The sequence below is a fragment of the Luteolibacter sp. LG18 genome (assembly GCF_036322585.1).
GTDB lineage: Bacteria > Verrucomicrobiota > Verrucomicrobiia > Verrucomicrobiales > Akkermansiaceae > Luteolibacter.
Genome location: NZ_AP024600.1, coordinates 3,641,169 through 3,659,888, shown reverse-complemented (window position 1 = coordinate 3,659,888; position 18,720 = coordinate 3,641,169). Strand labels below are relative to the sequence as shown.

Annotated in this window: 14 protein-coding genes and 1 tRNA gene; 7 read left to right on the top strand and 8 right to left on the bottom strand. The window is 64.6% G+C overall.

All coding sequences use genetic code 11. The features are described 5' to 3' along the window. Positions 1-425: 425 nt before the first annotated feature. The 3 genes from llg_RS14610 to llg_RS14600 all read right to left on the bottom strand — a co-directional run bounded on the left by llg_RS14610 (position 426) and on the right by llg_RS14600 (position 8,680). On the bottom strand, positions 426-4,541 hold the full coding sequence (locus tag llg_RS14610; protein ID WP_338285412.1) for a choice-of-anchor tandem repeat GloVer-containing protein: 4,116 nt from the start codon (positions 4,539-4,541) through the stop codon (positions 426-428). A 195-nt stretch (positions 4,542-4,736) separates the two neighbouring features. After that, on the bottom strand, positions 4,737-5,387 hold the full coding sequence (locus llg_RS14605) for a hypothetical protein (RefSeq protein WP_338285411.1): 651 nt from the start codon (positions 5,385-5,387) through the stop codon (positions 4,737-4,739). A 5-nt stretch (positions 5,388-5,392) separates the two neighbouring features. Further along, a complete protein-coding gene (locus llg_RS14600) occupies positions 5,393-8,680 on the bottom strand; it encodes a hypothetical protein (protein WP_338285410.1) in 3,288 nt (1,095 codons plus the stop codon). A 154-nt stretch (positions 8,681-8,834) separates the two neighbouring features. On the opposite strand from llg_RS14600, the gene llg_RS14595 reads away from it, so the two are divergent. Then, positions 8,835-9,344 (top strand): N-acetyltransferase family protein, encoded by a 510-nt coding sequence (locus tag llg_RS14595; RefSeq protein ID WP_338285409.1) that lies wholly within the window; start codon positions 8,835-8,837, stop codon positions 9,342-9,344. A 27-nt stretch (positions 9,345-9,371) separates the two neighbouring features. Here llg_RS14595 and llg_RS14590 read toward each other — a convergent pair whose 3' ends face one another. Then, a complete protein-coding gene (locus llg_RS14590) occupies positions 9,372-9,935 on the bottom strand; it encodes an aminodeoxychorismate/anthranilate synthase component II (RefSeq protein WP_338285408.1) in 564 nt (187 codons plus the stop codon). A gap of 90 nt (positions 9,936-10,025) precedes the next feature. Beyond that, positions 10,026-11,528, bottom strand: coding sequence for an anthranilate synthase component I (trpE, locus tag llg_RS14585; RefSeq protein WP_338285407.1), 1,503 nt, complete (start codon positions 11,526-11,528; stop codon positions 10,026-10,028). A 193-nt stretch (positions 11,529-11,721) separates the two neighbouring features. On the opposite strand from trpE, the gene llg_RS14580 reads away from it, so the two are divergent. Next, the gene (locus llg_RS14580) at positions 11,722-12,228 is read left to right on the top strand and encodes an ACT domain-containing protein (RefSeq protein WP_338285406.1); all 507 of its coding nucleotides are present in this window, start codon (positions 11,722-11,724) and stop codon (positions 12,226-12,228) included. A gap of 162 nt (positions 12,229-12,390) precedes the next feature. Here llg_RS14580 and llg_RS14575 read toward each other — a convergent pair whose 3' ends face one another. Further along, positions 12,391-12,912, bottom strand: coding sequence for a PH domain-containing protein (locus tag llg_RS14575; protein WP_338285405.1), 522 nt, complete (start codon positions 12,910-12,912; stop codon positions 12,391-12,393). A 216-nt stretch (positions 12,913-13,128) separates the two neighbouring features. Here llg_RS14575 and llg_RS14570 point away from each other — a divergent pair, with 216 nt between their 5' ends. The 5 genes from llg_RS14570 to llg_RS14550 all read left to right on the top strand — a co-directional run bounded on the left by llg_RS14570 (position 13,129) and on the right by llg_RS14550 (position 16,911). Then, a complete protein-coding gene (locus tag llg_RS14570; RefSeq protein WP_338285404.1) occupies positions 13,129-14,115 on the top strand; it encodes a bifunctional oligoribonuclease/PAP phosphatase NrnA in 987 nt (328 codons plus the stop codon). Between the two features lie 178 nt (positions 14,116-14,293). After that, positions 14,294-15,028: a tRNA pseudouridine(55) synthase TruB gene (gene truB, locus llg_RS14565; protein WP_338285403.1), complete on the top strand. Its 735-nt coding sequence runs from the start codon at positions 14,294-14,296 to the stop codon at positions 15,026-15,028. 209 nt (positions 15,029-15,237) lie between these two features. Continuing rightward, positions 15,238-16,164 carry a bifunctional riboflavin kinase/FAD synthetase gene (locus llg_RS14560; RefSeq protein WP_338285402.1) on the top strand — a complete coding sequence of 309 codons (927 nt, stop codon included), beginning with the start codon at positions 15,238-15,240 and terminating at the stop codon, positions 16,162-16,164. Beyond that, a complete protein-coding gene (locus llg_RS14555) occupies positions 16,161-16,595 on the top strand; it encodes a DUF2752 domain-containing protein (RefSeq protein WP_338285401.1) in 435 nt (144 codons plus the stop codon). Before llg_RS14560 ends, llg_RS14555 begins: the two co-directional genes overlap by 4 nt. Before the next feature lie 43 nt (positions 16,596-16,638). Then, a complete protein-coding gene (locus llg_RS14550; RefSeq protein ID WP_338285400.1) occupies positions 16,639-16,911 on the top strand; it encodes a hypothetical protein in 273 nt (90 codons plus the stop codon). 201 nt (positions 16,912-17,112) lie between these two features. Here the strand turns inward: llg_RS14550 and llg_RS14545 are convergent. After that, positions 17,113-17,203 (bottom strand) — tRNA-Ser (locus tag llg_RS14545). A gap of 129 nt (positions 17,204-17,332) precedes the next feature. After that, positions 17,333-18,169: an energy transducer TonB gene (locus tag llg_RS14540; protein WP_338285399.1), complete on the bottom strand. Its 837-nt coding sequence runs from the start codon at positions 18,167-18,169 to the stop codon at positions 17,333-17,335. Between the last annotated feature and the right edge of the window lie 551 nt (positions 18,170-18,720).

Below are 18,720 nucleotides of genomic sequence, written 5' to 3'. Positions count from 1 at the left end.
AAATCCCGGCCGCGCCCGTCGCTGCCGGGATTTTTGTTTTGGTAGCACAAGCATGCCTGCTTGTGAGTGGGACAATCCGCGACCTCTCCACCGCCCGCTACCATTCCTCAAACGCACGAAAACGAAAGCGCCCAAGCTCCCGCCCCCCTCCCCCGTTCACGCAAACGCGATCACGTGATTTTCCTGTGGCCGATTTTGTGACAGTCTATCCCTGTCAGCGCGAGATACCCCCCGATCGAACGCCGACCTTCTCCCCCGGAAGATAACTCCCCCCCGACCAGTTTAGATCGGCGGACGTCGGAATCCCCCCGTTCCGACATCCGCCGATCTCTTTTTTTGAAGAGAAGCCCTATTCGCACGAAAAACGCCGCTGGCGGCGAACCACCAGCAGCGTTGTGAATTCAGGTCGTGACGACGACCGCCTCTTAGCGGCGGTGCCCTCCTCCCGCCTGGGGTGGACGTCCGATGCCATTGAGCTGGATCGTGAACGGGCTGGCCGCCGGATCGCTGCTGACGAGCGTGAGCGTCGCCTTCTTGTTGCCGTTCGAGGTCGGCGCGAAACGCACCACCACGGTCGTCGTGCCACCCGCGGCCACCGTCTGGGCGGGAGCGGTGGTCACCGAGAACTGGGACGCGTCCTTGCCGGAAATCGAGGCGGCAACCCCGGTCAGGGCGGCGGACGAGGAGGTGTTGCGGAGCGTCAGCGTGAGGCTGTCGCTGGTGCCGGTCGTGGTGGTCTCATAGGACACCGCGTCCCCGTTATCGAGCGCGTGGCAACCGGAGGCAAACACCTTGAGACGGCCCGTGCCGGTGGCCGGCGGAGTCGCGGTCCCGGTGGTGAAGCTCAGGATCTGGCCGGCCTGGCTCCCCCCGGCAGTGGACACCACGCGGAAGTAGTAGGTCGTACCCTGGGACAGACCGGTCAGCGTGGTCTGCACCGCGGTGGCGGAGGTGTTCGCCGGGATCGCCCCGGCCGATACTGTCGAGCTGCCCGTCAGCGTCGGGCTGGTGCCGTATTCGAAGCTCACCGTGGCGGCATAGGTGCCGGAGGCGACCGTTCCATTCAGCGTGGCGCTGTTGGTCGTCACACTCGTGGCAGCCTGCGTCGTCGCCGTTCCCGAAACCACCGCCGGAGTAGTGAAGCTCAGGGTGCTGCCGGTCTGAACCGCGCCATTCACCGCGGACACGGAAATCACGCGGAAGTAGTAGGTCGAGCCCGGAGCCAGACCGGTCAGCGAAGCCTGGGTGGCCGTGGCCGCCGTCTCCGCCGGGATCGAGCCCGCGCTGACAGTGGTGCTGCCCTCCAGCGTCTCGCTGGTGCCGTATTCGAAGCTCACCGTGGCCCCGTAGGTGCCAGGAGTCACCGAACCGTTCAGGGTCGCGCCAGTCAGGGAAACGCCCGTGGCGGACTGGGTCACCACCATGGCCGAGATCACCGCATTGGTGGTGAAGCTCTGGATGCTGCCCGCCTGGATCGCCCCATTCACCGCGGACACGGAGATCGCACGGTAGTAGTAGGTGGTGCCCGGAGCCAGATCGGTCAGGGGAACCTGCGCGGCCGTCATCACCGCTCCCGCCGGAACCAAGCCCGCGGCCACCGTGGTGCTTCCTTCAAGTATCGGGCTGGTGCCGTATTCGAAGCTCACCGTGGCCGCGTAGGTGCCCGGGGTCACCTGGCTGGTCAGCGTCGCACCGGTCAGGGTCACGTCCGCAGCGGACTGGGTCACCACCAAGGCCGGGGTGACCGCGATGGTGGTGAAGCTCAGGATTTCGCCGCTCTGCGTGACCTGGTTTTCCGCGGACAGGGAAAGCGCGCGGTAGTAGTAGGTCGTGCCGGGTGTGAGGCCGGTCAGAGTGGCTTGCGCTCCCGTCGCCGTGGCATTGGCCGGAACCGAACCGGCTCCGATCATGGTGCTGTTCTCAAGCGTCGCGCTGGTGCCGTACTCGAAGCTCACCGCGGCCGCGTAGGTGCCGGGAGTCGAGGTGGCGTTCAGGCTGGCGGTCGTGAGGGTGATTCCAGACGCGGGCAGCGTGGCCACCTGCGCGGGAACCACCGCCGCGGTGGTGAAGCTGCGCACCTCCCCGGACTGCGGCACGGGCGTTTCCGCGTTCGTGCCGACCGCCCGGAAGTAATACGTCGTTTCCGGAGCCAAACCTCCCAGCGTGGCCGAGGCCGCCACCGGCGAGGTGCCCGCCGGAAGCGTGCCACCGCTCAACGTCGTGAAGGAATCCAGCCCCGGGCTGGTGCCGTATTGGAAATTCACCGCGGTGTCATAGCCGCCGGGATTGACCGTCGCGTTCAGCTTTCCGGAAAAGATACCGATCTCCGAAGCCGCATCGGTGGCCACCTCCGCCCCGAACCGGATGCGGAAGATCTGGCCGCCGCCCCCGGCCCGCCCATCGAGCGTCGTGCCGCCTTGGGAAGCCGAGCCGTAGAGGTTTCCATCCGGGCCTTTCACCAAGCCCGCGAGAGGAGTGTTCCCTTGGCTGGAACCGATGAACTCGTGCACCAGGGTTTTCTGGCCCGCCGGAGTCACCCGATAGATCGTGCCGATATTCTGGCTGCCACCGTTCGCGCAGGCACCGTAGAACGCGCCATCCGGTCCTTCAACCAGCGTTCCCACCGGAAGCCGGCCGTTCTGTGCGTCATCGAAGTTCGCAAGCGTCACCACCGCGCCTCCGGACGTGACCTTGTAGACCGCGCCCTGGCCCGAAGCACCACCACCGGAGGATACCCCGTAGAAGCTGCCATCGCTGCCCTGGATCAAGGCGGACTGCGGAGCGCGTGCCGCTCCGGGGGCGGACGAGAACGAGGCGAAGGTGCTGACCACCCCGGATGGAGTCAGTTGGAACACCGTGCCCGCCCCGCCATTCGGAGCCGAGCTGCTGGCCGCCACACCGTAGAAATTCCCGTCCGTGGCGAGGACCATCGATCCCTGCGGTTCGGAACTGCCGGAGCCACCAAAGCCACCGATATACGACACGCTTCCCGACGGAGTCATTCGGAATGCGGTCCCACCCTGATACAGGCCGCCGAAGCCCGCGGTGCCGTAGAAGTTTCCATCCGCACCCTCGACGATCCCCGTGGGAAAGCCGCCGGAATCGCCGTCGAACGTCTTGATCTCCGACATCACGCCCGCCTCGTTCACCGAATAAATGCTGCCTGTCTGGAAGAGCCCGCCCTGCGGGTGGACACCATAGAGCCGCCCGTTCGAACCCATCAGCAGGTTCCGGGTGGAGTAGGCGTCTTGGAGACCGCTCGCGAAGGGCGAGAAACGGTCGACCTGACCATACGGGTCCATATGGAACACGCTGCCGTATCCCGCGCCGCCGAAAAGGGTCGCGCCGAAGAAGCCGCCATCCGGAGCCTGCACCAACGCCGAGTCCACGTGGCTGTCCGGATTGGCATCGAAATTGGCGAGCACCGTGCACTCACCCCACGCCGTCATGCGCATCACCGTGCCGCCTCCCCAGGGACCGCCTTCCAGCGTGGCGATGTAGAAATCGCCATCCGCCCCGAGGGTGAATCCATCCTGCGGAGACGCTCCCGCCCAGACGCCGGGATACGCCAGCGTGGTGTAATCCCCCGTGGGGGTGATCTTGAAGTACTCACCGCCCGCGACCCCGGATTTCGCGGTGCCGTAGAACGCACCGTCCGGCCCCTCCACCAAGGTCCCGAAGGGCTCGGAGGACCCGGGCCATCCGAATTCCTTCAGCAGCGTCATTTCACCGGCCGGGGTGAGCTTGAAGGCCGTGCCGCCGCCGTTGATGCCGCCATACGGGGTGACGCCGTAGAAATTCCCGTCGGAGCCCAGGGTCACGCCCCGCGGCGAGGCACCGGCCATGCCGGGGAGTGCATCAAAATTCGCCAACGCGGTGACCTGCCCACCCGGAGTCACCCGGTAAACGGAGCCGCACTTGTTCTCGCCCGACACCAGGTTGTCGGTGGTGGTGCCGTAGATGTTCCCCGCCGCATCCTGGATGAGCTGGCCATAGGATTGCCAGCCGATGGCATCCTGCCCCCAGCTCAACAGCGTGGTGACCGTGCCTGCCGGAGTCACCCGGTAGAGCGTGCCCAGATCGTGCGCGCCCCCTTCATTGGTGGTGCCGTAAAAATTCCCGTCGTTGCCCAGCAACAGGCGCGACACGGGCACGCCGCCTCCCGCTCCGCCTGGGAAGGTGTGGATCACCGTGTAGACCCCGGCCGGAGTGATCCGGAAGACCGAGCCGCGGCCCTGCGCGCTGTTCCCCGTGACGCCGTAGTAGTTCCCATCCGGCCCCGCCGTGAGACCGGGGCAACCCCAGCCGCTCCCATCGAACGAATGGAGCGTGGCCACCGTGCCGTCCGGCGCGACCTTGTAAATCGTGCCGGAGCCTTCTCCGCCGCCGTTGGAAACACCAAACAGGTTTCCGCCCGCGTCGCGGAGCAACACGGTGGAGGGCTGCTTCGGACCCACGACAAGACTCTGGATGGACTCGAACGTGGGGATGGCCAGGGCTTCACGAACGGCCAGGGGGAGACCGAGGAAGCCCAGTAACATGAACGTCGCAAGGGGACGCGATGGGTGTGGTTTCATAAGGGTTGGGACAGTACCTACCCTAGGAGAAACTCTAACAAATCGTCCAGTCCGTAACCTCAATCTAACAAAATATTCACCGCTTCCTGATGGTGAATCGATCCCGGAAAAAACACCGCCCCTCGTGGCCGTTTTTGTCCCCCCCCGACAGCTCTCCGCTCACTCCTTCGCCGGAATTTCCTCGATGGTCTTCACGCCGGGAACGCCGGTGGTGGCATTCGGATAGAGCAGCACCAGCGAGCGGCACGTCGGATCGTCCGGCCACCAGGTGCTGTTGAAAACCACCCACTTGTCCTCCTTCTGCACGCCCATGCGCACCGCGAAGCGCCCTTCCACGCTCTTGCCCGGTGGCTTCACGAGCTGGGTGGACGCCGGCTTGCACACCAGGTTCCGGTCGCCGATCTGGACCCGGATCTCGGACCGCGTCGCGTTGATGAACAATCGATCCCCTCCGGCGAACGAGGCCGGTTCATCCGGAGCGGTGAGCACGCTCACGGTGCCCTCCGGCCCGGGCAGCACGATGGCGATCAGCTTGCGCCCTGCATCGCCTTCCAACGCCAGCGTGCCGGTGGTCTTGCCATCCGGCAGCACCAGCTTGTAGGCACCGGGGACGAGATCGACCGGAGCGGAGAAGCGGCTGATGCCGAGCTCCACGGCGGTGGTCTTTTTCGGATCGGTGGCCGGGATGAGCTGGCAATTGCCCGCCGCCACCGGCAGGTCGAAGGCGACGAAACGCAGCTTGTGCGCCCAGGCGGAAGGCGCGGCGAGCAGCAGGCTGATGAGAGCGAGGGGAATGAGGCGGGACGTCATGAGACTCAGGCTTCGGGACCGTTCAACCAGCGGAAACCCACGATCCGGAACTCGCGTCCGAACTGGAGGTTCACCGGGCGCACGGGCGGGTTGGTTTGGGCGGTTTCCTGTTTATCGAGATAGTCCGGCGTGCGCTGCACCACGGCCTCGCACCACGAGCGCGCCAGCACGTTGCCCTGCTGATCGGTGGACTCGCCGTAGGCACGGATGCGGAATGTATCGCCACGCACCGTGATGAGGGGCCCGAGCGGATCGAGGATGTCGCCCTGCATCAGCCAGCCGGGAGCGCCGGTGGAGGTGTTGAGTTCGGCGGCCTTGGTGTTGGCGAAGGAACCGCTCGGCGGCGAGCTGATGCCCGGCTTGCCGAGCGCCTTGAGCTTGTCATTGAGGTCGGTGGCATCGATCGCCGCCTGGAGCGTGCCGCGCAGCGAGAGCTCCGCGTCGCCGCCCACACGCCGGTTCACGAACTCGGAGAGGTTCAGGAACGGGCCGCGCTTCTTGACCTCGTCCACCACCTTCGCCGCCAGCTTCCGCACCTGGTCATCGCTCAGGTCGCGGAAGCCGGAGTACTGGCTGTCGTCACCCCCACCTTCGACCGGGTCATCCAGCACGAAATCCCCGCGCGAGAACAAGGTTCCCTTTGCCTGGATCAACTCACCGCCGGGCGAACCGGTGCGGTTCAGCTTCCGGATCGACCTCGCCCGCGTGGAGGAAAGGAAGGCCGTCCACGCGTCCACGGAAGTCGAGTTGACGTTGAACCCGCCGTTGAGAAGCAGCCGGGCCGCGATCGAGCGGTGGGCCTCGAGACGGATCTTGCTGCCATCGAAAACTTCGGTGCGCAGCTTCTCTGGGGTATCCGTCCCCTTCCACAGGCTGAAGCGCGGGTTGAGCAGCGGTTTCTTCCCATCGACGAAATCGCTCCACATCGTCTTCGGCTGGATCGCGGCCCCGTCCGCCGCGCGGGACGAAAGCGAGGAGAAGAACCAGCCGTCCCACAGTGCCTCGTTCACGAGATAGGAATGGTCGTAGAGCGTGGAACCGGAGCTGCCGGCGCTGGTCGCGTTCGCAGGGACCCGCGGGTGGGCGTAGGCGTTGCCCACAGCCTGGTCGGTGTAGCTGGGGGACGGCGTGCAGGAAACACTCTGCGGGGCCCAGAGGGTGGAGCGCAGGCAGGCCGCGCCATCGCCCACGCTGGCGTGCCGCAGGTTCGCGATCGAGACCGGCGGCATCGAGGGAATCGAGAGCGAGGTCATGTGCGTGCGGCCGTCCATCGGCAGCCGGCCGGAGCCGACGTAGCCGTGGTTCTCGCCATTCGGGTCTCCGGGCAGCGAGCACTGGAGCAGGTCGCTCTGGAAGGACTCCATCTTCTCCAGCTTGTATTCCAAGCGATCCAGCGAGAAGTCCTCGTTGCTGTTATTCAGGCGGGAGGACAGCCGCCCCGCCCCGCTGTAGAGGAATGAGGGCGTGCCCAGGGTCGAGTCCCCCGCCGATTTCATCTCCATGATGAAGGCGGCAAAGGGCTTCTTCTTCGAGGCGGCCTCCGCCATGGTCACGGAGGGCAGCACGTTCTGCTGAAGCGGCTTCAGGTTCTGGGTGAACTGGGTGTTCCCCTCGGCGATGATCTCGCCACGGTGTTCATAGTAGGGCCAGCCGCGGGCACGGTCATAGATCCAGAAGTCCACGTACTGGGCCTTGTTGTTGTAGGCCGAGGTCTCGTTGTAGGGCTCCATGCCCACGGAAATGCGGTCCGAGGAAACGCCGGTCACCTTGCCGCCGGAGCCCAGTACCTTGTCGTAGAACAGCAGGTCGTTGTAGTAAAGACCGGGCGTGAAGTCCGGATAGCTCCCGCCCTGGAAGGTGCTGGTGGTCTTAGCCAGCGAGAACAGCCGCGTCTCGCCCGGCGCCATGTTGAACACCGACTCGCCCGGCATCTGGAACTGCGATTGGAGGAACAGCCCGCCCGGTGTGCCGATGACGTCGCCGAGCCGGGTCGCCGCCCCGCGCTGGGCCCCGTTGACGAACCAGTTGAACTTGAACGGCAGGCCGCTGCTGAACTTGCACAGGAAGTTCGTGTTCGCGGGCCAGGTGATGCGGACGTCGAAGGGATTCCACAACAGCACATAGACGTCCACCCCCAGGCGCAGCGTGAACTCGGTGCTGGTCCCCGTGGGCGGCACCGCCGAATAGGAAAACACGTAAAGGATGCGCGAGATGCGGGGATAGCGGAAGCCGCCCTGCTTGTCGCCGTAGTCCTTTTGCTGGTCCGCCAGATGCCAGTCAATCAGCGGCTTCGAGGCGAGTTCGATCCGCGGCTCGTTGTTCGAGAGGCTGACGTCCTTGTAGAGGTTGTAGTAGGCGTGGAGGTGGTTCCAGCGAGCGCCGATGGCGACGCCCGGGTTTCCATACACATACGCCTGCGCGTCGTTGATCGAGTTCGAGCCGCTCCACTGGCCGTAGCCGGAGATATCCGCCTCCGGCATCTCGAAGAGGCTGGAGAAATCCTTTTTGAAACCACCCTTCCGCACGTCCGTCAGCAGCGTGCGTGCGCCCACGGTGCAGGTGCGCCCGAGGTCCGGGACCGGAGGAATGCCGGTCAGCTCGATCTGCTCCGTCGTCACCAGCCGGTTGGCGGTCGCCGCGTCTTTCGGAAACGCCCCCATCGACGCGATCGCCTCGGGCGCGAACCGCGGCGGCGCATGCCGCGCGGCGAGCTGCGCGCTGTCCGAGGAAACCGTCGGCTCGGCAAGGTCCACGGTGGCCTTCTGCGCCTCATCCGCCGTCCACCACGCGATCCTGCCCTCCGGCGCATCGAGGAGCGGCACACGGGTCTCACGCCCGTCCGGCAGGCGCTCCAGCGCCACGGATGGGCCGCTCATCGCGCCCACCATTCCCAAGACTCCCTCCTGGCCTTGGGGCGCGGAAATCAACCACGAGGCAAAGCGGTCCTGCCGCCCAGCCGGAAACGACGTCGGCGTGGTGACATCCGACTTCCACACCCCGCTCCAGCTCTGATGCGCGGATGGCACCTCTCCTCCCGCCAGCGCGGCCGGGGCGCTGATCCGCTGGTCCGGACCGAGATTTTTCTGAAGCTGCCCGATCGCCAGCATCAGTGCGCAGCGGGCATTCGCCCGGGCCCTCATCCGCGCCGCTTCCTGCGTGGAACCGCGGAGCGTGATGGACGAAAGGGAAAGCAGCCCCAGCGCCAGCGTGCTCAATAGAACCATCATCAACAGCGTGACGAGCAAGCTGAAGCCACGACGATGCCTCGAACCGACCAAGACAAAAGGAACCATATTCCCTAGTTCCGAAACCGGGGTGATCCTGACGCGATTTTGGGAATTTCTTGAAAGAATCCCCCACTCCCCACGAACGAACGGGATCTCCCAAGAGCCGACGGCGGCAATGGGGTGGACGGTCCACCCCGGGGATGATCGACTCTGGAACCACATGGACATCCACGACGCAGCCCGCGACGACATCGAAGGGATCACGGCGATCTACAACGATGCCGTCCTCCACACCACGGCGATCTGGAACGACACCACGGTGGACATCGCCAACCGCCAAGCCTGGCTCACCGACCGGCAGCGTGCCGGCTATCCGGTCCTGGTCGCGACCGGCGAGGACGGAGACGTGCTGGGCTACGCCTCCTTCGGCGATTGGAGGGCTTGGGAGGGCTATCGCCACACCGTCGAGCACTCCGTTTACATCCGCTCCGACCAACGCGGCAAGGGCATCGGCCAGGCGCTGATGCAGGCCTTGATCAAGCGGGCACGCGCCCTCGGCAAGCACGTGATGGTCGCCGGTATCGAGGCCGGGAACACCAGTTCGATCCGGCTGCACGAAAAGCTGGGCTTCGAGCAAGCCGGATATCTCAAGGAGGTCGGAACCAAGTTCGGTTCGTGGCTCGACCTCGTCTTCCTCCAGCTCACGCTCGCTTCCGACGACGAGCTCTGAGGTGGAGGGCGGTGATCTCCCGCCGGATCAGAGCCTCAGGAACGTCTCGAGGATCTTCTTCCCATCCTGCGTGAGGATGGACTCCGGATGGAACTGGACGCCGTGCACGGGAAACTCCTTGTGGCGTAGGCCCATGATCTCGTCCTCGGCTGTCCAAGCGGTGATCTCCAGGCAATCCGGCAGCGTTTCCTTCTTCACGATCAGCGAGTGGTAGCGCGTCGCCTCGAACGGGCTCGGCAGCCCCTCGAAGACGCTGCTGTTGTTGTGGAAGATCGGCGAGGTCTTGCCGTGCATCAGGCGCGGGGCGCGGATCACATCACCGCCGTACACCTGGCCGATCGACTGGTGGCCGAGGCACACGCCGAGGATCGGCGTGGTCCGCCCCATCGCCGCGATCAGTTCGCAGGAGATACCCGCCTCAGTGGGCGTGCACGGACCGGGTGAGATGCAGATGCGGGAAGGAGCGAGCGCCTTCACCTCGTCCACGGTCATCGCGTCATTACGCACGATCTTCATCTCCGCCCCCAGCTCGCCGAAATATTGGACGAGATTGTAGGTGAAGGAATCGTAGTTATCGATGATGAGAAGCATTTTAGTTATTGGCTAAGGGTTAGAGGTTATTGGGGTTGCCGCCAACGCGCCCTTTTGTGTTTCTTCCTAATAACGAATAACAAATCACGTTTAACCCTCCTCCAACGTCCTCGCGAGCGCCACCGCGCGGAGCACGGCCTTCGCCTTGTTCACGGTTTCCTCGTATTCCGAGGCAGGCACGGAATCGGCCACGACACCGGCGCCGGCCTGGACGTAGGCCATGCCGTCCTTCAGAAGGCAGGTCCGCAGGGTGATGCAGCCATCGTGGCTGCCATCGAAGCCGAAATAGCCCACCGCACCGGCATAGGCGCAGCGCTTGCTCTTCTCCAGGCTGTTGATGATCTGCATGGCGCGGATCTTCGGCGCACCGCTCACCGTCCCGGCCGGGAAGGTGGCGCGGAGCACATCATAGGCGCTGTGTTCCGGATCGAGCTGGCCGGTCACATTGGACACGATGTGCATGACGTGGCTGTAACGCTCCACGATCATGAAATCATCCACGTGCACGCTGCCGTGCTTCGCGATCCGGCCGACGTCGTTGCGGGCGAGGTCGACGAGCATCAGGTGCTCGGCGCGCTCCTTCGGGTCCGCCATCAGCTCCGCGGCCAGGGCGTCGTCCTCCTCCGGGTTGGCCCCGCGGCGGCGCGTCCCGGCGATCGGGCGGATGTCGATGCGGCCGCCGATCGAGCGGACGTGCACCTCCGGCGAGCTGCCGACGAGCGCGAAATCCCCCAGTTCCAGGATGAACATGTAGGGAGAGGGGTTCACGTGGCGCAGCGCGCGGTAAAGATCCACCGGCGAGCGGTGGAACGGCGTCTGGAACCGCTGGCTCGGCACGAATTGGAAAATGTCACCGGCGGCGATGAACTCCTTCCCCTCCAAGACCATGCCCTCGTATTCCTCGCGGGTGGTGTTGCTCTCCGCCTGCGGGGCATCCACGGTCGCCAGGCCATTGAGGGCCGGGACATGGAGCGGGCGGTTCAGCATCTCCACCAGCGCGGCGATGCGGCCGCGGGCCTCGGTGTAGGCTTCCTCCAGCGAGGCATGTTCCTCCGGGAACGCGTTCGCCACGATCTGGAGGCGGCGCAGGCGCTGGTCGAACACGATCAGCGTGTCCGCCAGCATGAAGACCGCGTCCGGCACGCCGAGCTCGTCCTTCGGCGCGGCGCCGATGGTCGGCTCGAACTGGCGGACGGCGTCGTAGGAAAGGTAGCCGAGCATGCCCCCGCAGAACGGCGGCAGGTTGCCATGGCGCACCGGCTTGAACGGGGCCATTTCACGCTCCAGCGCGGCCAGCACGTCGTCCTCCGCGGTGAAGCGGCGGACGTTCAGACCCTGGCGCACGGTGATTTCCTTCCCGCGGGCCTCGAACACCCGGCGCGGATTCGAGCCGAGGATCGACCATCGCCCGCTCTTGTCGGTACTTTCGGCACTCTCCAGCAGGAAAGCGTGCCGGCTGTCGCGTATCTTCAGATAGGCGGACAGCGGGGTTTCGAAATCAGCCGCGAGCTGGGTGTAAACGGGGATCACGTTCCCCTGTTTCGCCAGCTGGGCAAAGGACTCGAAAGAAGGCTCGACCGGAATGGAATTCACTGCGCCCGGAGCATGGCCGGATGGCCCCTCAGCGCAAGGGCGGAGTGCCATCCACCACCCCTCTTCCGCATTCGCGTCCATTGGCGTTCATTCGCGGTTCCCCTCCCCGCTTCGTCGCTACCCGCGTGATTTTTCCGTCCCGTGATCGGAAAAGACGTGAAACCCGCAGGGAACGGGTGTGGGATGGGGCTTTATGAAAAGCTATCTTGTGATGACCGTCCTCGGCCCGGACCGGCAGGGCCTCGTGCAATCCCTCTCGGCGGTGGTGGCGGATCATGGTGGAAACTGGCTGGAAAGCCGCATGGCGCGCCTCGCGGGCCAGTTCGCCGGCATCCTGCGCGTGGAGTGCCCGGAAGCGGAGGCCGAGGGCCTCGCCGCGGCCCTGAAGACCCTCGAAAAGGACGGCATCTCGATCCAGTTCGCCCGTGAACAGGCCGCCGAAGCCCCGGCCCGCAAGACCGTTTCCCTCGATGTCGTCGGCAACGACCGCCCAGGCATCGTCCGCCAGCTCGCCGCCGCCATCAATGGCGCGGGCGGCAATGTCGAGGAACTCGTCACCGGCCTCGAAAGCGCCGCCATGAGCGGTCACCCGATTTTCCGTGCCAGCGGCACCGTCGCCCTGCCGGAAGGCGCGGCCGTGGAAGCCATCGTCGCCGCCATCGAAAAGCTCGGCCCCGACCTCTCCGTGGAGGTCAAGTAGTAGCGCAAGTTTCCAACTTGCGAATCGGAAGATCCGCGAACTCCCCAGCAGCCCCAGTCCACCCCCGAGTGGTCGGTTGCCCGTGGCCAGTAGCCCGTGAAGAGAGGAAAAGAGCCTAACGAGAACTCTTTCTCCTCTCTGATCACTGTTTACTGATCACTTTCACTGCGCCCCGCCATCCAGCGCGTGCTCCAGATCGCCGGGCTCGTGGTGATCGTCCATGTCCAGTTCGCGCACGCGCTTGCTGTCGCGGATGACCTCCACCTGCTTGCGCAGTTTCTCCCGCAGCTCGACCCCGTTGGGAATCGCCGGAATGGTGAGGAACGGCAGCGAGCGGTCCGAAGTCTGGAGATTCACCGAAGCCAAGCCGGTCATGCGCATCCACAGCGGCCGTTCCATCGAAATGTCCTTCACGCGGTAGAGCTCGATCTCGTCGATCTTCTGGTTGAACACGCCCTCCGTCACCCGCAGGCGCTCGGTGGTCAGCTCGAAATGGCGGCTCTTCACCAGCAGGAAGCGCCAGACCGCATAGAGCAACGGAATGACGATCAACCCCCACGCGAAGGGAAACGGGATCGCCAGCGCCACCACGCCGCCCAGCAGCAGGAACGTGATCGCAAACGGACCGAGGTTCAGCCACTGCGAGGGGCTGCCCTTCCACAACGTCGTTTCTTCGGAACTCACGCCACGCATGTTGCCCCGCCGTTCCGTTAGGGTAAATGGAAAAGCGATGACATTCTTGTAGTCGTCCGAGTGAAAGGAACCACCGGAGCAAATACCCCATTGCCCTCTCTTGATTCGTGTCCATTCGCGTTCATTCGCGGTTTCCCCCCCCGTTTTCGTCCTTGCGCCGGGGAGGGCCGTTTGCAGAATCCGCGCCCCGCGCCGCGGTTCCACCCCATGAGCGAGAACGCCACTTTCCAAGACATCGGTGACATCCTGCGTCGCCACGAGTCCTTCGTCATCCTCAGCCACGTGCGCCCGGATGGCGATGCCATCGGTTCCCAGATCGCCCTCGGGTTCGCGCTGGAAGCAGCGGGCAAGCGCGTGCGCCTCATCAATGAGGACGGCCTGCCGGACAACCTGACCTTCCTCCCCGGCTCCCACCGCATCGAGGTGCCGCCCGCCGATCCGGTCGATGCCGAGGTCGCCATCGCCCTCGACACCGCCACCAAGCCGCGCCTCGGCGATGCCGCCCTGCACGCCGCCTCCGCCGCGGACATCTGGATCAACATCGACCACCACATCTCCAACCCGCGCTACGGCGATCTCAACCTGATCGACGCCACCAGCCCGGCCACCGGCCAGATCCTCTACAACCTCATCACCGAGCTGGATCTCCCCTTCCCCGATGAGACCCGGGACGCCATCTACGTGGCCGTCTCCACCGATACGGGCTCCTTCCAGTATCCGAACACCACGGCGAAGACCTACGAAATGGCCGCCGACCTGATCCGCCGCGGCCTGGACGTCGGCAAGATCAACGAACTGACCTACGACAGCCACCCCTTCCGCCGCGTGGAGCTGATGCGCGCCCTGCTCAACACGCTGGAACTTTCCGACAACGGCATCGTCGCCCACTGGGAGATGCTCGATGACACCCGCCGGAAACTCGACCTCCGCCCCGAGGACAGCGAGGGTCTCATCGACATCATCCGCGCCATCCGCGGCGTCCAGATCGCCGTCTTCTTCGAGGAACTCCCGGACGGCAAGATCCGCGTCTCGATGCGCTCGAAGGACCGCGCCCTCGACGTCTGCAAGATCGCCCTGGAATTCGGCGGCGGCGGCCACGCTCTCGCCGCCGGCATCCGCATGGCCGGCCCGCTGGCCGAAGCCAAGCCGAAGGTCCTCGGCGCCATCCACAGCGCCGTGGAGGCGAAGCACTAAATTCAAAGCACTAAATCCTAAACGGAAGAGGAAGAGGGCCAGCCCCATCCTCCCGGACAGCCCGGAAACTCCTCTTCCTTTTGCGATTTTTGCGCCTCTTTGCGGCTAAAAAATCCGGAGACTCCGCCCCCGCGGAAGACCCTCCTCGGCTGAAGCCTCAACTCCTTTCCCGACTGACATGCCCAAACACGAATTCGAACCCCTCGGCCCCAGCGGCGTCCTGCTCATCGACAAGGCACCGGACATGACGTCCCACGACGTCGTGGCCATCGCCCGCCGCGCGCTCAACACCAAGAAGATCGGCCACTGCGGCACCCTCGATCCCATGGCCACCGGCCTGCTGATGCTCGTCATCGGCCGTGCCACCAAGATCCAGGACCTTCTCATGAGCGAGGACAAGGAATACGAAGGCACCCTCACCCTCGGTTCGACCACCTCCACCCAGGACCGCCAGGGCGAAACGCTCGAAGAGAAGCCCGTGCCGGCCCTCGACGCCGCGCAGATCGATGCCGCCTTCGGCAAGTTCACCGGCGCCTTCGAACAGATCCCGCCGATGGTGTCCGCCATCAAGAAGGACGGCGTGCCGCTCTACAAGCTCGCCCGCAAGGGCCAGGTGATCGAGCGCGAGCCGCGCCCGGTCCACGTCACCAGCTACCAGGTTCATCGTACCGAACTCCCGGAGATCGACTTCACCGTGAACTGCTCGAAGGGCTTCTACGTGCGCACCTACGCCCACGACATCGGCCAGCTCCTCGGCTGCGGCGCGCACCTCAGCGCCCTGCGCCGCACCCGCTCCGGCAAGTTCACCCTCGAACGCGCCGTGACCGTGGACGCCCTGAAGAACGGCCCGCGCGAGGACCTCATGAAGGCGATGGTCACCCTCGCCGAGATCTCGCTCATGCGCGGCGCCTAAGTAGCACAAGTTTTCAACTTGTGAGCGGGAACACTCACGCAGTTCCCTGAAGATCCAGCCCGCCCTCGAGTGCCCCCCAATGGGCCACTCGAGGGCTCCGGATTCACCAGCCCCTTCCACCTGCCAGTTGGAGCCCCCCCCCTCGCCACCCGGCCAGTTGCGGGAATCTTCCCGTTGACCAATGCCCGCCACGGGCAGACTCTAGCGGCGTGCTCCGTTTGACCCGATTCGAGGAACTCGCCGCCATCGATAGCCCGCTGCATCTCGCACTGGGCGTGTTCGATGGCGTCCATCTCGGCCACCGCGCGGTCATCTCCCGGGCGCTCGAGGCCGCGGAACGCGAGGGCGGCACCGCCGGCGTGGTCACCTTCGATCCGCACCCGATCCGGGTGCTCGCGCCGGACAAGGCCCCGCGCGCCCTGCTGGCCACGCTCGACCACAAGGCCCACCTGCTCGCCGAGCTGGGCGTGAAGCTCCTGTTCGCGATCCATTTCGACGAAGCCTTCGCCACCTTGGAAGCCGAGGCCTTCCTCGACCGCCTGCTGATGGCACCGGTCCGCACCATCTCCATCGGCGAGGATTGGAAATTCGGCCACGCCCGCCGCGGCGACGTGCCGATGCTCCGCCGCTTTTCCGCCGAGCGTGGATTCCGCCTCGAAGCCGTCCCACCGGTCATGGGCGATGGCGAGCGCATCAGCAGCACCCGCATCCGCCAGGCCATCCGTGATGGCAACCTGGACGCCGCCGCCACCATGCTCGGCCGCCCCTACAGCGTGGAAGGCCAGGTCATGGAAGGCCGGAAGCTCGGCCGCCAGCTCGGCTTCCCCACCGCGAACGTCGCCACCGGCGAGGTCCAGCTCCCACCCGATGGCGTGTGGGCCGTACGCGCTGCCCTCGATGACGAGAAACTCGAAGGCGTGGCCAACCTCGGCGTGCGCCCGACCGTCGATGGCGTCCAGCACGCCCTCGAAGTCCACCTCTTCGATTTCGTCGGCGACCTCTATGACCGCACGCTGGAAGTCACCTTCCTCTCCCACCTCCGGAACGAGCAGAAATTCGGCTCGCTCGACGCGCTGAAAAACCAGATCGCCCTCGATGCCGAGGCGGCCCGGAAGATCCTCGCCGAAGCGCCATGAGCACGGATGCCGCCCCGGAATCCCGCTGGGCGGTGGCCAGCTACCTGATCCGGGAGCGGAAACTCGGCCTCGCCATGACCCTCGGCGGCGGGCTCTACGGCCTCACCGCCTTGGCTGGCCTGCACTGGTTCCACTGCCCCTTCAAATCCCTCACCGGCCTCCCCTGCCCCGGCTGCGGCATGACCCGCGCCACCCTAGCAATGCTGCGCGGCGACTGGACCACCATGGTGAAATTCCACCCCCTCGCGCCGGTCTTCGTCCTGTTCTGGACCGCCGTCGGCCTCGGCCTCGCCTGCCCGCCCCGCTGGCGGAATGGATATGTCTGCCGCCTAGAGAAGATCGAGGCCACGATCCGCTGGCCTCTCTGGGTCGGCGGCCTCCTGATAGCGTATAGCTTGACCCGTTGGCTCGGTTTCTGCTATTCGTGTTAGATCGGTGGGAAGCCGATGTTTTAACCCTCAATCAAAACACATCATGGGCATTCTTCTTCTCTCTCTGGGTGGCCTTGGGCTCTTGGCCTGTTGGATCATCGTCCTCATCAAAATGTTCAAAACCGAAAAGCCCTTGCTCGGCATCATCGGTATTTTTTGCGGCCTGTGGGCCTACATCTGGGGCTGGATGAATTCCGGCAAACATGGCCTTCAGAAAATCATGCTGATCTGGACGGCTTGCTGGATTCTCTACATCATTGGAGCGATCATGACTGGCACGTTCTCGGCCAGCGCCCATGTGGGGACTTCCCCTTGAACCACCTTTCCATCTACTCTCCCAAATCCGGAGCCTCCCTCGGCTCCGGATTTTTTTTGCCCGCGGGAAACGTATTCTTCTGCTAGATGAGCGGCTGGATGACGGAGTTCACCTGCCAGCCTCACCCCCGCCAGGCTCACAAGATATCGCCCAATAAAAAACCGGCTCCGTTTTGAGCGGAACCGGTTGATCGGAAAATGATGGCGGACAGGGTGGGATTTGAACCCACGGTAGGGTATTAGCCTACGTTCGATTTCGAGTCGAGTGCCTTCAACCACTCAGCCACCTGTCCTTGGTTGGGGGCGGCAACTTAGCAACCGGTCCCGCGTTGTAAAGCGCTCAATTTATCAAATCCGCCCGGACTGGAGCCCCACACACACGGTGGAACCGGCGACATCCCGGAGGAAACCGCGCCGGTGGTTCAGCGGTAGGAGGACGAGAAGACGAACCGCTTTTCCCACAGCACCTTCACCGGTCCCTTGGCGGTCCTTGCTGGTTCGTATTTCCAATCGCGGACGGCACGCTCCACCAACGAATTGAAATCGGGATGGGTGGATTCGATGGTGCGCACGTCCTCGATCGATCCGTCTTCCGAGATCACGAAGGAGACATCGAATGCCGCCTTTCCTCCCTGGCTATACAAGGAAGTGGGAAACCCCGGCTTGAGGGTCTTCAGCGTCCGCGGGGTCTTGACCAACGGACGGGGCTCCAGGAGCGGCAGATAGGCGGGCTTGTCGGCCCAGAGCTTCTGGTATCGGGATTTCGGATAGTGGAATGGGGTCACATGGCTCCCCAGACCCTCGACCACATCCTGGAGGCCATTGTCCCCTTTCCCCGGCGTGAAAAGAATCCGCTGGGTGGCGTCGGTCTTCCGCGGACCGTTCGCTCCCACCGGCGGCTGGAATTTCCATTTGCGCACCGAATCCAAGGCCAGGGTATTCAAACGACGGTCGCTGGATTTCAGCACCCGCGCCGATTCCACCTTGCCCGTTTCCCCGACGGTGAAGAAGACCTCCACCGCTCCGCCCACACCGGCGTCCTGCAGTTCGGCAGGATAGGCCGGTTTTTCGGCGGAGACCAGGTGCAGCGGCTTCAGCAGATCCTTGTTCTGCCCCGAGGCGTGCTGATGGTCTAGGACCGAGTTCGTCTTGCCGACATCGAACGCGTCCAGTTTCTGAGGTTCGAATCTCGATTGGCAGGAGCCAAGCAAGGCCGCGGCAAACGACAGCGCGGTGATCGGAGGGATGCGGAAAGTCATTCTAACAAGTGGGTGGCGGCAGCGGAGATAGGGCGGCCCGGGAGCTCGGGCCATCCTATAATCTCCCGTTGTTCTCCGCGCCTCCCCGTCCTCGCCCTATTTTTGACCTTCCCCGCTCTAGGGAGAGAATGTGAATCCGTCGCTTTCCGCGAGGCCGAGCAGCTTCTCCCTCCTCGAACCCCAGGGCACAGACATCTCCGGCACCGGAATGTTTCCCCGCAGGTCGTAGGCGATCGCCCCATAATGAGCGGTCCTTTCCGCCATCGCATCCCTCTGGAACAGGGAATCGCCATCCAGCCACCATCGCGTGTCCTCAAAGCATCCTTCCATCGATACCTAACCGAAGGACAGCGATGAGGCAATCACTTGATGGGGCCATGCTGGGAGCGCGAGCGTCCCGGCTCGCTTTTGAAAAACGACCGGGCGAAGCCCGCATGGAGATCTCGATGAGCTGGATGCCCAAGTGACCAGGATCGAAGACCACGGGGAAAGCGCGGGCCTCGCCCGATTGATCTCCACGGCGAGCCGGGACGCTCGCGGTCCCAGCCTGG

Bases quoted from the DNA above. Each gene is read 5' to 3' on its own strand.
- llg_RS14600 (WP_338285410.1), bottom strand. From the start codon at position 8,680: ATGGTTCCTTTTGTCTTGGTCGGTTCGAGGCATCGTCGTGGCTTCAGC.
- llg_RS14550 (WP_338285400.1), top strand. From the start codon at position 16,639: ATGGGCATTCTTCTTCTCTCTCTGGGTGGCCTTGGGCTCTTGGCCTGT.
- llg_RS14605 (WP_338285411.1), bottom strand. From the start codon at position 5,387: ATGACGTCCCGCCTCATTCCCCTCGCTCTCATCAGCCTGCTGCTCGCC.
- llg_RS14590 (WP_338285408.1), bottom strand. From the start codon at position 9,935: ATGCTTCTCATCATCGATAACTACGATTCCTTCACCTACAATCTCGTC.
- llg_RS14595 (WP_338285409.1), top strand. From the start codon at position 8,835: ATGGACATCCACGACGCAGCCCGCGACGACATCGAAGGGATCACGGCG.
- truB (WP_338285403.1), top strand. From the start codon at position 14,294: ATGCCCAAACACGAATTCGAACCCCTCGGCCCCAGCGGCGTCCTGCTC.
- llg_RS14555 (WP_338285401.1), top strand. From the start codon at position 16,161: ATGAGCACGGATGCCGCCCCGGAATCCCGCTGGGCGGTGGCCAGCTAC.
- llg_RS14540 (WP_338285399.1), bottom strand. From the start codon at position 18,169: ATGACTTTCCGCATCCCTCCGATCACCGCGCTGTCGTTTGCCGCGGCC.
- llg_RS14570 (WP_338285404.1), top strand. From the start codon at position 13,129: ATGAGCGAGAACGCCACTTTCCAAGACATCGGTGACATCCTGCGTCGC.
- llg_RS14610 (WP_338285412.1), bottom strand. From the start codon at position 4,541: ATGTTACTGGGCTTCCTCGGTCTCCCCCTGGCCGTTCGTGAAGCCCTG.
- llg_RS14580 (WP_338285406.1), top strand. From the start codon at position 11,722: ATGAAAAGCTATCTTGTGATGACCGTCCTCGGCCCGGACCGGCAGGGC.